This is a genomic window from Paenibacillus sp. JNUCC-31 (assembly GCF_014844075.1).
Taxonomy (GTDB): domain Bacteria; phylum Bacillota; class Bacilli; order Paenibacillales; family Paenibacillaceae; genus Paenibacillus.
The window spans coordinates 4,760,091-4,775,623 of record NZ_CP062165.1 but is presented as its reverse complement, the minus strand read 5'-3'; the positions used below and the strand labels follow the sequence as shown (position 1 = coordinate 4,775,623).

The following is a 15,533-nucleotide window of genomic DNA, read 5'->3' as shown; positions in this document are numbered from 1 at the left end:
GCGCCTAAGCGCTCTTTTTACCAAATGGATTTCATCTCCCATATATCGATCGATTTAACCAACAATTCCCCATCTCCCCAGATCTCAAGCCCCAAAGCATCTTTACGGCTTGGATACACCCGGGTCGTCAGACTTTTCAATCCGTTTGCATAGGCTTCGACCATGGAGCGATCCAAATAAATATGAAGCTTTAAATTCTCCTCTAGCAGTTCCAGCTTACCGCCTTGGATCCCTCGGCACTTTTCTCCCGGATGAAGCGTCGTTTTCGTTCGATCGACCAAGAGCATCGATTGATTCCAATCATAATACAGCAGGGTCTCTTCTTCGTTATCCGGCGTACACCGGACCTTGATGCCGAGTTGTTTGGCACTGCCAGGCTCCATCTCCAGTTGAATCTCAAGCATGTCTCCTTGTACATCCCCCAGCAGCATATTAGCCTCAGCCAATGATTTGTCCTGGAGCGATAACCGCTTGGCACCACGCAAGGATTGGAGCTCTTCAATCGGCTCAATTCCCAAACGTCCGTCATCCCTCAAATACACGCTTAACGGCAAGCCGCCATTATGAGCCCAGCCCGATTGATATTCCAGCTCAGACGTCCGGTCACCTTGCGCTATCGTAAACACAATCTTTCGGCCGGTCTTCGGATCAACCATTCCGCTCGGACCGGTAAAATGGAAATCACCGACATCAATCAATTGCGGCTCCTCTTGATCGGGAATGAATGATAGATTTTGTTTGTCAAGCTTCCCTATCCAATAGAATACCTCGACATCCGCTCCCTGTCCCACTGGACTCACCAATAGAAGATGCTTGTTCACTCCCTGCTTGTCGCTGCCAAGGGGAAGAAGCACAGGAAGCTCCCAGATGGGTCCAAGATAAGGGAATTTCTGAATATCCGCTTTAAATAATGACCCTTTGTACGTCCAATTCAGCATATCCTGTGATGCAAATGCGAGCGCTGCTCCACCTTCGCCTTCGATCCCGGACCCTACCAAGGCAAACCATTCGTCATCGTCCTTCCACACGAACGGATCCCGGAAATCTCCGAATACACCCATGCCCTTCTTCTGCACAATCAACGGCTCCGCGTGTTTGACCCAGTGAACCAAATCCGGATCTCCATCCCGGGAATAGGTGCTTCGGGCAAGCGCCACGCTCTGATTGGGCCAAGCACTGTCATTGCCCGCCGTAAAGAATAAGACAGGCAGGCCGTCTGCATCATATGTCGCGCTTCCCGACCAGATCCCGTCTGGTGCGAGCTGATCATTTTCAGGGGCTAATGCTACAGGAAGATCACGCCAATGCACCAGATCCTTACTTACCCAATGTCCCCAATGGATCTGATGGAAAAATGGCCCAAGGGGGTTATGCTGATAGAATAAATGATAATGCCCGTCAAAATAGATCGGCGCATGGGGCTCGTTCATCCAATGAGCCGGCGGGCTGACATGATACTGCGGTCTGTGCCGATCCGGCAGCAGTGGCGTCCGATCCAGCTTGATCTCATCATACGTTAATGGCGGATGGGCTCCTCCATAGGCGGTATCCAACACGTGCCGATAGGAAGCGACCACCTCTTCCTCGCTCAGGGCCTGATTATAAACCTTGAGTTCATCGAGGATACCGCTAAACATGTGAAGGCTAAATACTTTCGCCAGCAGGCTGCTGTGATTGTTTTTGCCGATGAGCAGCTCCGTGTCCACCGCCTCGGCCAGGCGAGAACCGGGGGGCAGATCAGCCGAAGCGATTTCCCTGCCGTTTAAATACAGCTTCATTTCTCCTTGGGTCCCGTCGAATACTGCATTCACGTAAGACCATTCATTCTTGGGCAGTTCATGACCCTCCGGCGACCAAACTTCCTTCCAGTCCCCTCCTTCCAGCCCGACTTGAAAGGACCAGGAGCCATGACGGTACATCCCAAGCAGATACCCCTGCTTGCGATCCATGTTGTGGTGGTTCACAATGGCAGACAACTTGCCCTCAGAGCCCCATTCATAAGAGCGCGGTGCTACCCATACTCCAATACTTAGCGCTGATCGATACTTTTGCTTGCCGTTCGGTTCTCCCTCATTGACCGAATGGGCAATATAAGTCGAGTAACCATCGAAGAGGAGCCCGTCCCCCATAACTCCCTGTCTCCACTGTGGATCACAGGATTCCGTAAACTCGGCTTGATTAAATACGTACTGAATATCATCCTGTACTTGAGATATGCTCTCCACAGCGCTGGCTCCGGTTCCCTCATCAAAGGCCCAATACATCATCAGCCGCTGACTGTCATATGTTTGACTCACGCTTCCGCCCTCCCTAAGGTCTGCTCTGTGATGCCATCGGGAATATGAATGGACTGAAGAGCATGGATATGAAGTGAGCTCAATACAACCTGCCCTGAATTCGTTCCTATTGAAATACGATCCAGTGTTGCATCCGGGAAAATTTGATCTGTCAGAACTACCAGGCCCTGATTCGCATACACTTCAACCGCATTGCGATCCAGCCAGATATGCAGCCTGATTTTCTTATTTTCCGGAACCAGCATGACCCCATGCTGGCAAGCAAATGATGGATGAAAATCAGTCATGCCCGATTGGAAACGGTCGATGAATAGCCATTGGCGCACAGGGTCATAGCCGATGATTGTCTCACTCTGCCCGGACGTTTGCAGTTTGATATGAACCTCACCCGCAGTTCGAATATCGATGTCCACTTCAATCTCCAGCAGATCATCCTTTGTCTTTATCATAAACGGGACCTCCTGCGTAACCGTGACATCAGACCAGCTTATCGACTCTTTCCGCAGCTGTTCTATTTCCCGGACAGGCATTTGGGTTAGCATGATGCCCTCGTCCCGACTGGTCAGTGACAGGGCGCGAGGCAGAGTCATTGCGCCTCTCCAGTCTCCGGTTGGCGTCTCGTTGGCATATTTCCAGTTGCTCATCCAACCGATGATCACGCGTCGTCCGTCTTGTTCATGCATATCCGACCAGGTGACCCCTGCATAGTTGTCCCGACCATGATCCAACCACATGATATGATCCGCCGAATTGTCGTTGATGAATGTATTTCCGTCGAACTCTCCGATAAAATATTGCGTGCGTGATCCTTCCGGAAAGGCAGGGTTATCCCCAATGCTAATGATAAGTACCCATTTGGAACGTCCACTGTCATCGATTGGCAATTCAAAGAGATCCGGGCATTCCCAAACGCCGTCATGCGAGCCTTCTTCCTGCCCGAATTCCCCTGTTAATGTCCATTCACGCAAATTTTCCGATCCATAAAACCGAGCATGATCTCCCGCTACAATGGTCATGACCCACCGCTCACTTTGTGCATGCCAGAACACTTTCGGGTCCCGGAAGTCTGCCAGATCAGGTTCGGCAAGAACCGGATTCCCCTCATATTTATGCCAGGTTCTGCCTTTATCGCTGCTGTAAGCCAAGCTTTGCCGCTGACGCGGCTGCCCGGTCTCTGGACAAGTATCCGCATGGGTAAAAATCGCAATCAATCCATGGGTACCCGCGAACAGTCCGCTGCTGTTATTAAAGTCAACCACACAGCAACCAGAAAAAATGGCTCCATGCTCGTCTGGGAACAGAGCGATAGGTTCATGCTGCCAATGAATCAGATCTTGGCTTACGGCATGGCCCCAGTGCATCGGCCCCCATTTATTACTATAGGGATGATGTTGATAAAACAGATGATATTCTCCCTCGTAATAGACTAATCCGTTCGGATCGTTCATCCAGTGGGATGGAGGCGAAAAATGATATCCCGGTCTAAATCTCTCATCCATAAGCTGTTTATTTGACCCCATTATCTTATTCATTTCCTCAGTCTTCGGCATAGATTGAAGAGCCCCTTCCCGTCTTGTTAATTCCATGATCATCGATTTAATTAATTATTTGTTTAAACTTGCGTTATAACGATCCAGCCCTTTTTGATAGATCTCCATCAATTCGTTTAATCCCATCTTATCCAGGTTCTTCACATAGCTGTCCCACTGCTCATCCACGCCGCCATCAACAATGAATTTTCCTCGCTGGGTATTTACATATTTAATCAATTCGGGCTCAATTCGATTGATTTTGTCCAGCTCCTCCGGCTCAAAGAAGATACTCGGGTAGTTTTCCTCTTCCATATAGGGATCGTAATATTTCTCCAAGTCTTTAACGCGCTGCTGGGCTCTAGGCTCCAGATCCACTACTTTTCCCAAATCTTCGATGGTAATGACGCCAGGGCCGCCTGCGCCTGGAGCCACTTTTTGACGGAATTCGCCCGCGGAAGTGCCCTCAGGAATCGGCAGGTTCACCAATTTCCCATTCTCGTCCTTCTTGAATACGACATCCAGCGGACCCCAGTGGATTTGAGCAGCCATATACGGTTCATACTGCTGGTCGATCCAACGCATTGTGATTTCCGGATTCTGGTTCTCTTTAGTAATCACGAAAGCACCGCGTCCTGGGCCGCCACCGTTGCCGCGACCGATCGATTGATCCCCGTCCGGTCCTTTGAGCGGGGACAGCAAAGCATAATCTTCGCTTCGCTCCGTTCCGACCACCTCATCGACTTCCCACCAGATATAGGAGCCGAGCGTTTCTACTGTTGTTTTCCCTTTGGCCAGATACTGAGCAGCGTCCTGGGTGAACGATTCAGGATCAATCAAGCCCTGCTTATACCATTTTTCATTAAAATATTTCAACGCTTCCTTATATTCAGGCTGCGTAGCAGTAAAGATTACTTTTCCGTCCCGGACGACCCGATGTTCCATGTTATCCGGAAGTCCGAATGCTCCGAATATCCCAGCAATGTCCATACACCACTGCATATGCATAAAGCTCAGCGGAATTTCGTCGGCCTTGCCGTTACCGTTTGGATCCTGTGTTTTAAAGGCAACTAATGCTTCCGTATATTCATCCAGTGTCTGCGGCATTTTCAGCCCCAGCTTGTCGAGCCATTTTTTATTGATAACGTGAAAGAAGGGGTTCGTTCCAAGATTGTTCTCTTCCCAAGAAGGCAGTCCGTAAATATGCCCATCCGGTGCCGTGATCGAGGACTTGATGTCAGGCCTGCGTTCTAAAAGCGCTTTCAGGTTAGGCGCATATTGATCGATTAAATCCTCCAATGGAAGAATGGTCCCGTCTTCACCGTATTTGACCAGTTCGTAATCCGAGAATCCTGCTCCGTAAAAAGCGTCAGGCAAATCTCCGCTGGCCAGCAACAAATTTTTCTTCTCGGTAAAGTCGGTATCAGGAATGTTCTCCCACTCGATCTTGACGTTGGTTTGCTCTTCCAGCTTCTTGAAAATTTCCATTTGCGAGTACTCCGGTGCCAAAGCAGCTTTCGGGGATACCATCTTTAACGATACTGGTTCATTCACAATCGGAAGACCCGTCTTGTTAAAAGTCGCAGCGGAATTTTCCGACTGATTCTTGGAATCTCCTGAACATCCACTCAGCGCAAAAGCTCCGGCCAACATAAGAATTCCCGCTCTTTTGAATACAGATTTCATCGTGCATAACCTCCCTCAAGATCATTCCACAAGTTGAATATCTTACCTTGACTTACTCTATAGTGGTCTGGATGCAGATATATCGATTCTGCTGCACATCCCCCCTTTCAAGTACCATGACAACATCATCCCTTGATCGAGCCGATCATTACGCCTTTGACAAAGTACTTTTGCAGGAAAGGATACAAAATCAGCAGCGGCAGACTGGATACCATGATGACTCCATATTTAATCAGTTCCGTTACGCGCATCTTCGCTGCGTAGGATTCGACATCCACCATCATGCCGGAGTTTACTTGGTTCTGGACGAGAATATTGCGAAGCACCAGTTGAAGCGGATATTTGTTTTCGTCGTTCAAATAGATCAAAGCGTCAAAGAAACCATTCCAAAAGCCGACGACGTGATACAGCACCATGACAGCTAAAATGGACTTGGATAAAGGCAACACAATACTCCAGAAAAATCTGGTGTTGGAACATCCGTCGATCGACGCTGCTTCCCTCATTTCATCCGGGATGGAGGACTGAAAGAAGGTCCTTACGATAATGACGTTCATTATGCCACCGGCACCCGGGATTACAAGCGCCCAGATCGTATTCAGCATGTGAAGATCCTTGATTAACAAATACGTCGGAATCAACCCGCCGCTAAAAAACATGGTGATCAGCAAAAACCACATGATGACCGACCTTCCAACCAGATCCTTCCGTGCTAACGGATAAGCTGCAAATACGGTAACCGCTACTCCGATCAAGGTTCCTACGCCAGCGTACAATATGGAGTTGGCGTACCCGATCCATATGGAGGAGTCATTGAATATTCGTTCATAGCCGTCGAGCGTGAATCCCTTTGGTAATAACCATACTTCCCCTGAATAAATTAGATCGGGATCACTGAATGAAGCAATCAGCACAAAATACAGCGGAAATAATACAAGCAGCATAACGACGGTCAAGAAGAAATAGTTGATAGCGTCAAACCATGCGTCTCCTCTGCTTTTTCTCTTCAAAAATTGGTTCAAAGTTAATCCCCCCTACCACAAACTGGTTTCGGTTAATTTTTTGGCAATTCGGTTAACAGTGACAATCAGGATGATATTGATGACGGAGTTAAACAGTCCGACCGCTGTAGAAAAGCTGTACTGCGCCTTCTGAATCCCCAATTCATATACATAGGTCGGAATAATATTGGAGGTGGCATAATTCAGGTCACTTTGCATTAGAAATGCTTTCTCGAACCCGATGCTCATGACGTTCCCGAGTGCGAGAATGAGCAGGATGACAATGGTCGGCAAGATGGACGGAATGTCCACATACCATACACGCTTCCATTTGCTTGCTCCATCCATAATCGCGGCTTCATGCAATTCGGGATTAACTCCGGCAAGCGCAGCCAGGTAAATAATGGTGGCGAAACCGGTCTCTTGCCATACCCCTGACAAAATGTATAAAGGACGAAACCAGCCTTCGTCAGCCATGAAAAGAATCGGTTCTCCACCGAACCAGGAAATGATGAGGTTCACGATTCCGCTGTTTGGCGATAAAAAAACATGGAGCATACCGACGAGTACAACGGTAGAAATAAAGTGTGGCGCATAAATGACGGTCTGGATAAATTTCTTGTATCCCTTGCCCAGCATCTGATTCAGCATGATCGCGATAATAATAGGAGCCGGGAAGCTGAACACAAGCGATAGAAAACTGAGTGTTAGCGTATTTTTCATGATCGTCCAGAAGTTATAAGAATTGAAAAAATCAATAAAATGCCGGAACCCCACCCATTCACTGCCCCAAATGCCCTGGCTTGGTGAAAAATCCTTAAATGCAATTTGTACTCCGTACATCGGGTAGTACTTGAACAGGAGGTAAACCAGAATGATCGGCAGCAGGAACAGGTACAGTTCATAGTTGCGTTTAATTCGACTCCAAGTTTTACGATTTTCTTTGATCAGGGTTTGTTCTCCTCCGGAATCTCGTGAAATCACCGTCATACTCCCTTTCTTCGTAAAATTAATATTTGTTATTGAAACGTTTCCAATTTATATGAAGCGCTTCCATATTAATTGAAACGTTTCCAATTCAACATGAGAAAAACGTCACCCGGCTAATCCACCCGGTGAAGCGGCCGTGGCTGCTGATGTTTTTCTAAACTAATTAAAAGGGTGAAGTGAAGCTTTTTGTTCTCAGGAACGATCAAGTCGTTTCACCTTGTCTAAATATGACTGGAAGACGATAAACTTCCCGGTCCAATGTTTCCCCATCGATCTTTTGGTAGAGCAGCCTGATCGCCGTACGTGCCATCTCCTCCACAGGTTGTCTGATTGTTGACAATATTGGATGGAAATAAGGATGATCCTGAATGCCATCATATCCGATGACCTTTACATCCTCAGGAACCCTAATGCCCTGCCTGCCGGCTCTTTCTATATATTTGGCGGCGAACATATCCGTAATGGCAAAAATACCATCCACATCCCCATGCTCTTTTAGAAACTCATCATAATAGGCATCATCGTCCAAAACCGGGTCTGGCTTCTCGTATACAACGTAGTCAACCCCCATGGTTCTGGCTTCCTGAATGAAACCTTCTCTCCGATTCATGGTTTCACTGAAAACAGAAGTGACACTCCCCATAAAAGCCGGTTTTTTGGCTCCTGCTTTGACAAGTTCCCTTAACGCCAGACGCCCTCCTTCATAATTGTCCGACGTAACACATGTGATTTTCTTGTTGAAGTGTCTGTCGATACTGACAATCGGAATGTCATTACTGACGTAATTTTCGATATCGTTGTACGTAATGCCGACAATACCCGCCACTTTGTTTTGCTGGAGCATATCCAGATAATATAATTCCTTTTCAGGTTTGCCACCGCTATTGCACAGCATGAGCTTGAAACCTTCCTGATCCAGCTCATCTTCAATGTAATAAGCCAGTTCGGAAAAAAAAGGATGCCAGATACTCGGGAGCAGCAGGGCTACCATCTTGGACTTCCGCATTTTGAAGTTTCGGGCAATCTCATTAGGGATATATTTCAACTCTTGTATGGCCTTCTCGACTTTTCTGCGTGTTGCGGGTTTAACGGCGCCCGAATTGTTAATAACACGGGACACGGTTCCCACAGCTACACCAGCTAAGCTGGCTACATCTTTAATACTTGACATCTAACCCCCCCGCCTATCTCTCTGATGGAATTCATAATAACACCTAATTGGAAACGTTTCAATATTTTTTTGAAAACATTAAATCAACAATTTTATACCTCACATACTTTCGCACCCAAAGCTTCAGGAATGGAGTTCACAGGTACTATCACTCGGCCTCTTTGCTCTAGCGGGTCCTGATCCGGGAACGAAATTGTTTTGCCATCCAAGGTTACGTTCGATATGTTCAGCGAAGGTTATGGCGTGTATGGCTATGAAATAGATAGAGCCACTAATTAATTAAAAACCAGCCTCCACATATAAGTGGACAGGCTGGTTTTTTGCCTTATTTGTCGGCAAGATTGACGACATTATCATCTACACGATAAAGGACATAATTACTATTCCATATTTCCGTAGAAATAACAGCTTCTTTATTGTCTTTCTTAAAGAAAAATGCAGCCCCTTCCTGCTGCTTGAACTGCCAGCCTTCCCTCTCCATTCGATCTTTAAGAATTTGATTACTGTTCATTTTTAGTCCAAGGTACTGCCCCTCTTCATCCATCTGAACAATTGATACATCCGTTGTATTTAACTTATACATAAGCTTTACATTGTTATAACCAACGTTGTTGATGTATGTTGCTCCTAATATGACTAAAAGAATAATTACTCCAATAAAGCTAAATAAAATAATCTTCCATTTTTTCTTCATCCGTCCCCCCCAATAAAATAAGTTTTCCACTTATTATTTAAACGGTCCTGAACATCAAATAGTTACCAAGATAAATAATCGACTAATATATTTTCTTTCTATGCTTTATTTATCTACTCCCCGTATGCAAGATGCAGAGCCGCGGCAGTGTCGCCTCGCACGCTGCCGATCCCACACCTAGCGCAGTGTGGACCCGGGCAGCTCGCAGGTCCTTTGTAACGTGAGTTTTCATAATCGATTCAATACAAAAAAGCAGCTATCATTTGGACAACTGCTAATAAATATTATCTTACAAGCCGGTAGCATTAGACAAAAAAGGTCCTATAGTTAACCTCACGCTGCCACAAATCCTTGGGTCGTCTATTGGTGTAGTACAAACTGCTTTTTGCCTTTAAAAGTATCTACATAAAGTCACCCATACAAAAATACTCAAACAACTTGAAACTTGATTTTGCAACTTATTAACGGATCAAGATAACGCCAGCCTTTACCTTCGCCACAAATGAGCTGCTTCGATATATGATTAAACTCGCGTATTTCTTCATGGCTAGGCGGAAATTCCAGCATACCAACATACTTACCGTTTACTGATAGACCCCACCCCAAAGCTCCCCTTGATCCGCATAGATTCTATCTGGCAGGTAATGTATTGATACGCTTTTACCATAACGACGTGACGTTCTGAACGCCCATCTAAAATCATTGGAGCATCCTCATTATACTGACACGTACCCTCAAGACCGAATTCTTTAGCCTTGTCTTCTGTATTATCGGTTCACCATTCAGATATAAAATATCCCACAAAGGAAAACGAGCCCTTAACGTGGTCACAATTCGTTTAACCTCTGACTCAATTTTGGTATTAAATCTTGCCATAGAATCATCCCACCAGTATTTCGGTGGCTGATCCTTGGGCTGGGTTAAACCAAATACTATGCACTCTCCATCCAGGATCGCTGATTTTACGGGAAGTTTAACAATTCCGGAAATCTTGATGTAATTTCCGTACCGTGCTTTGAAAATGCACGAACTTTTCCATCATCATAGTGGATCAGTATTCTAAAGCCATCCCATTTCAAACTATTATTTTTCCAGCTTTTTATTTGATTAGGCTGCAACGGATACAGCAACATAGGTTTAATTGATTGATTCAACATATTTGTTACACTTCTCCATAATGAACATTTCATGATGGGTATTCCAGAGGTATAAGGAATCACTGGTATAACTGAGAATTATGTACATATTTCTTTATGTACACTTCTATGTAGATACTGGCTAACGATCCCTTGGACATCCATTTGCCTGTGGTTGGATGGTTCGAAGCTGTCCAGATGTACACGCCACGCGCCAATCCCACAACCTATGGTGAGAAAAACAAGATATAACAAGATGTTGTCTGCTGTTAGTGGCGTCTTTATCACACTCGAAAGTACCCCATACGCAACGATCGCTGGAAAGATCCATAAACGGGATATCTTCACTTCCTTCTCTCTTAAAGAGAACAGTAGAACAATGACGGCTATAATCACAATATTGATCATATGCTTTTCCTCACTTTCTCCATATGCTCTTCGACTACATTCAGTGTAGCCGAATTCAGCGGGAGGTAAGTCCACCTACAGATGGATCGGCTCTCTTGACCTCTTCCATCCAGGGGCTTAGCGTGGGTATGCAAGGTTCCCTGAATTATGATGGTAATGATGAGCATATGGAGTCCAAAATAAAACAAGCTGGCTCCATCAGGAACCAGCTATAGCCTCATTTTTTTGCAAATCAATTTACGTACGCGTTCTCTACTTGCTCTTCAGAAGCTCGCGCAATGTCTGCGGATCATATGTAGAGACCAGTTGTTCCAAATGTGCGTCCAGCCACGCCTCATTCTGATCCCACCATTTTAGTTCAAGCAGCAAAGTAATGATCTCATCATCGAAGCGCTGTTTGATTGGCTTGGCCGGGTTACCCCCTACAATGGTGTAGGGCTCGATGTTCTTGGTGACTGTCGCATTGGAAGCGACGATGGCACCGTCTCCGATGGTTACACCAGGCATGATGGTTACATTTTGCCCAATCCAGACGTCGTTCCCTAATACAGTGTCTCCCTTAAAGGGCAGCTGATCCAGCGTAGGGGTCACTCTCTCCCAACCACCACCGAAAATATTGAAAGGATAGGTCGTCATACCTTCCATCCGATGATTGGCACCATTCATAATAAATGTCACGCCCTCGGCAATTGCACAAAACTTGCCGATCACCAGACGATCACCCAGGAAATCATAGTGATGCTGAATGCGGTCATAAAATTGCTCGGGTGGATGACTGTTGTCGCTATAATACGTATAGTCACCGATGTCCACATTAGGACGCGGCGGCAAATTTTGAATATAACAGACGGTTCGGATATTCTCGTTTGGGAAAAGTTTGGTTTTATCGGGAGCCATATATATTCCCTCCTTTTCCCTCATTGTACCAGAAATAATAAAACGTCCTTATAGATATCAAGAAGAATGCTGCTGATAGAAATTAATGAAGCCGTTTGGTTGTTTCTTTATATACAAAATAATCAAAATCAGCATGCTTCCGGGTCCCACCCAGATCCTGCGCACAAAGACCGATATAGGTTCCCGTAAACCGGATATATTCCGGTGATTCATCGGACAAATGTGTGATATCAAACCACTCGCCTGCCGGATACCAGGATGGATCATCAACTAACGCGTAGTAAAAGCAGGCACGATTGTGATCCACCACAACCTTTAACCGGATTCTGTACACCGATTGTAACGGTATATCCTCCAACAGTTCGTCGTATATCCCGTACTTGGACTGTATAATTCCTAAGCACAGCCCCTTCTCTTCATGATAAGTTACCCGCAAATAGAGATAGTCTTGGGTATCGTAGTACAGAATCAATCCTGCCATTTGCTGTGGATGGTCCGGCGCAAATTCCAGACAAGTTTCAGCTTCGCACTCAAAAGCCTGCAGTCTCCGGGCGACCATGCTTTGCCTGTGCGTTGAGCTCATGGATTCCATTCCGCGCAAGCGCAAGTAACCTGGACGTTCCGTCAGGCTGAGCCAAGTCGAATCCGGTGGGATACGAAGTGTATTCCAATCGTTCTGAAGCTCGAAATGATCAAAGTGGTCCATGTCCGCTGCCGGTTCAAATGAATGTGCCGTAATCTTCGGTGCAATCACCTGGACCTCGGGATACCGCTCACCGCTCGCAAGCCTCAGCCAGCCTTCCTCGCTCCAGGTACACTGTTGAAGAGCAGTCTCACGACCAAGGATGCAAAATTTCTCATTAACAGGCCTGCCGACGAGATGGGCCATGTACCATTCGCCGGTGTGGGTCTCGACAAGACTGCCGTGACCAGCCTTTTGCAGGACTAAATCCGACCTGCCGTAGGAAGTCAGGATCGGATTGGCAGGGTCGACCTCATAAGGACCTTGTAACGTCCGGGAACGTGCTACCGTAACCGCATGCTCATAACCGGTTCCCCCTTCAGCCGTTACTAGATAATAATAGTCCTTGCGCTTATACAGATGTGGTGCTTCGGTTAGTCCTAGTTCAGTTCCCTTAAATATGTTATCTGCTGGCCCGACCAGCTTTTGATCCCGGACCGAATATTCCTGAAGAACAATGCCTGCAAACCGGTTTTTGCCCTTACGGTGATCCCAAATCATATTGACCAGCCACTTGCGTCCATCTTCATCATGAAACAAGGAAGGATCAAAGCCGCTGCTGTTCAGATACACCGGTTCAGACCAGGGTCCTTCAATATCTGTTGCTGTCACAAGGTAATTGTGGGTATCTTTAAAAGCGCCTACCCGGCTTTTCACATCGGTGTAAATCAGGTAAAACACGCCGTTGTCATAACTAAGGCAGGGAGCCCATACGCCTCCAGAGTTTATGTTTCCTTCCATGTTCAACTGTGTAATGCGGGTCAGCGGAGAAGCGATCGGCCGCCAATGAACCAGATCCCGGGAATGGTGAATCCGTACACCCGGGAACCATTCGAAGGTGGATGTGGTGATATAATAATCTTCCCCCGCTCGGCATATGGACGGATCAGGATGAAAACCGGGAAGGATGGGATTCGTGATCATTTGCTTGATCATATTCATTGAAGAAACCTCCGGTAAGAAAGTAATGATCTGTACTCAAAAGAGGTACAAAAAAGGTGATCTCATTGCCAGCCTAGCGCTTTTTTGCCGGCTTCCAGGGCGGTTAGAATCCGCTCAACATCGTACACATTTCCTCTCCATGTGCCACCGCTGACGGATTGCAGCGCTGCCCACAGCCGGGTATCATCCGGCAAATCTTCATCAGGTCGCATATCGGGATGAAAAGGCCTTTGGGCCAGAATGAGTGCTCCTTCTTCCGGCGAAACCTCCATCCCGCCTTCTCCGACAAAATTAACACTGCCTTCCAGCGTGCCCCGATCCACAACAATGTCAATCAAGTCTCCGTTCCGCAGCTTGCCGATGGGCCCGCCTGCAAGTGCTTCGGGGCCAACATGGCCAATACACGCTCCGGTGGAAACACCGGAGAACCGGGCATCCGTGATGAGCGACACATATTTGCCAAAAGGTAAATGCTTGAGCGCAGACGTAAGCTGATACGTTTCCTCCATCCCCGTTCCTGAGGGTCCACGCCCAAGCAGTACAACAACGTCGCCTGCCAGAACACCGCCGGTTTTAATCGCATGGATCGCCGCACGTTCGGTTGTAAACACCTTTGCCCGGCCACGATGACGATACACGCCATGCTCATCCAGCACAGCAGGGTCGATGGATGTGGATTTGATGACAGAACCTTCCGGAGCGATATTCCCGGTTGGAAATGTCACGGTCGAAGAAATCCCAAGACGCTGCGAGTGTTCCATGCTCATGATGACACTGTCCGGATCAATGCCGTCCTTCTCTTTCAATTGTTTGCGCATGAGATGCCGGCGTTCCGACGATTCCCACCAATCCAGCACCTGGCCTAATGACGTACCTGTTACTGTAGGGACAGACTCATCCAGCAGACCAAGCTGTCTGAGGTGAAGCATGACCTCGGGTACACCTCCGGCCTGAAATACCCGAATGGTCGGATAGAAGATCGGTCCGTTCGGCAGGGCACTCACCAGTCTCGGAACATTCTTGTTGACCTGTATCCAGTCCTGTACCGAAGGCACGGTTAAACCGGCTGCATGGGCAATAGCGGGTATGTGAAGAAGCAGATTGGTAGATCCGCCAAACGCGGCATGAACGGTCATGGCATTGCGAATCGACGCATCTGTGACAATGTCCGCCATCCTCATCCCCTGAGACTCCATGCTGATCAGTGCACGTGCGGATTGGCGCGCCATTTCAATCCAAATGGGCTGCCCGGAAGGTGCAAGGGCGGCATGCGGCACCGTCATGCCCAATGCCTCAGCTACCACCTGGGCTGTTGCCGCGGTCCCCAGAAACTGACAACCTCCCCCCGGTGTTGCGCAAGCCCGGCATCCTAACTCCGATGCCATTTCCAGAGAGATTTCTCCGTTGACGTATCGTGCGCCAATGGTCTGAATTTTACCAGCGTCCTCTCCATCGATAGGCGGAAGCGTGACGCCACCGGGAACGATCACTCCCGGCAGCTGCGGCATGCCCGCAAGCGCGAGCATCATCGCCGGCAGACCTTTGTCACAAGTTGCGACGCCGATCACGCCTTTACGCGTCGGCAGTGAGCGAATCAGTCTCCGAAACACCATAGCTGCATCGTTCCGGTAGGGGAGCGAGTCGAACATGCCGGTCGTTCCTTGTGATCTGCCATCACAAGGGTCGCTGACATATCCGGCAAACGGGATTCCTCCACGGCTCGATAGTTCTTCCGCGGCAGCTTTCATCAGCAGACCGACTTCCCAGTGGCCCGTATGATAACCGAGAGCTGCGGGACTGCCGTCCTCATTGCGGATACCCCCTTGAGTACTTAGGATCAGATACTGTTTACCATTCAATTCCCCGGGCTTCCAGCCCATTCCAACATTCTGGGACATGCCGAACAAGTCGCCGCTTGGAGCATTCCGCAGCAAATCATCCGTTAAAGGCAGACGTCCTGCTGCCCCTGGAGCATGTGCTATGATATCGAAGCAGTTGGACTCCTTCTCCCCCATAATCGACATAATCTGTTCGTACATG

General features: G+C 47.6%; 11 protein-coding genes and 1 pseudogene. All 12 read right to left on the bottom strand.

The window, feature by feature from the left end; translation table 11 throughout:
* Positions 1 to 17: 17 nt before the first annotated feature.
* The 12 genes and pseudogenes from JNUCC31_RS20680 to JNUCC31_RS20615 all read right to left on the bottom strand — a co-directional run bounded on the left by JNUCC31_RS20680 (position 18) and on the right by JNUCC31_RS20615 (position 15,532).
* Positions 18 to 2,267: a GH32 C-terminal domain-containing protein gene (locus JNUCC31_RS20680; RefSeq protein ID WP_416234453.1), complete on the bottom strand. Its 2,250-nt coding sequence runs from the start codon at positions 2,265 to 2,267 to the stop codon at positions 18 to 20.
* A 26-nt stretch (positions 2,268 to 2,293) separates the two neighbouring features.
* Positions 2,294 to 3,796, bottom strand: a complete 1,503-nt coding sequence (locus JNUCC31_RS20675; RefSeq protein ID WP_228469144.1) for a glycoside hydrolase family 32 protein — start codon at positions 3,794 to 3,796, stop codon at positions 2,294 to 2,296.
* A gap of 105 nt (positions 3,797 to 3,901) precedes the next feature.
* Positions 3,902 to 5,512 (bottom strand): ABC transporter substrate-binding protein, encoded by a 1,611-nt coding sequence (locus tag JNUCC31_RS20670; RefSeq protein ID WP_192264220.1) that lies wholly within the window; start codon positions 5,510 to 5,512, stop codon positions 3,902 to 3,904.
* A 125-nt stretch (positions 5,513 to 5,637) separates the two neighbouring features.
* Positions 5,638 to 6,534: a carbohydrate ABC transporter permease gene (locus JNUCC31_RS20665; RefSeq protein ID WP_192264217.1), complete on the bottom strand. Its 897-nt coding sequence runs from the start codon at positions 6,532 to 6,534 to the stop codon at positions 5,638 to 5,640.
* Positions 6,535 to 6,546: 12 nt separating this feature from the next.
* On the bottom strand, positions 6,547 to 7,503 hold the full coding sequence (locus JNUCC31_RS20660) for an ABC transporter permease (RefSeq protein ID WP_192264214.1): 957 nt from the start codon (positions 7,501 to 7,503) through the stop codon (positions 6,547 to 6,549).
* A gap of 202 nt (positions 7,504 to 7,705) precedes the next feature.
* Positions 7,706 to 8,674, bottom strand: a complete 969-nt coding sequence (locus tag JNUCC31_RS20655) for a LacI family DNA-binding transcriptional regulator (RefSeq protein WP_192264211.1) — start codon at positions 8,672 to 8,674, stop codon at positions 7,706 to 7,708.
* Between the two features lie 325 nt (positions 8,675 to 8,999).
* On the bottom strand, positions 9,000 to 9,368 hold the full coding sequence (locus tag JNUCC31_RS20645) for a hypothetical protein (protein WP_192264204.1): 369 nt from the start codon (positions 9,366 to 9,368) through the stop codon (positions 9,000 to 9,002).
* A 699-nt stretch (positions 9,369 to 10,067) separates the two neighbouring features.
* Positions 10,068 to 10,501 (bottom strand): annotated as a pseudogene (locus JNUCC31_RS34145) (ATP-dependent DNA ligase).
* A gap of 102 nt (positions 10,502 to 10,603) precedes the next feature.
* Positions 10,604 to 10,912 carry a hypothetical protein gene (locus JNUCC31_RS20630; RefSeq protein WP_192264198.1) on the bottom strand — a complete coding sequence of 103 codons (309 nt, stop codon included), beginning with the start codon at positions 10,910 to 10,912 and terminating at the stop codon, positions 10,604 to 10,606.
* Between the two features lie 252 nt (positions 10,913 to 11,164).
* Positions 11,165 to 11,809: a Vat family streptogramin A O-acetyltransferase gene (locus tag JNUCC31_RS20625; protein ID WP_192264194.1), complete on the bottom strand. Its 645-nt coding sequence runs from the start codon at positions 11,807 to 11,809 to the stop codon at positions 11,165 to 11,167.
* A gap of 82 nt (positions 11,810 to 11,891) precedes the next feature.
* The gene (locus JNUCC31_RS20620; protein ID WP_192264191.1) at positions 11,892 to 13,493 is read right to left on the bottom strand and encodes a glycoside hydrolase family 43 protein; all 1,602 of its coding nucleotides are present in this window, start codon (positions 13,491 to 13,493) and stop codon (positions 11,892 to 11,894) included.
* Positions 13,494 to 13,555: 62 nt separating this feature from the next.
* Positions 13,556 to 15,532 carry a YjhG/YagF family D-xylonate dehydratase gene (locus JNUCC31_RS20615; protein ID WP_323374335.1) on the bottom strand — a complete coding sequence of 659 codons (1,977 nt, stop codon included), beginning with the start codon at positions 15,530 to 15,532 and terminating at the stop codon, positions 13,556 to 13,558.
* Between the last annotated feature and the right edge of the window lies 1 nt (position 15,533).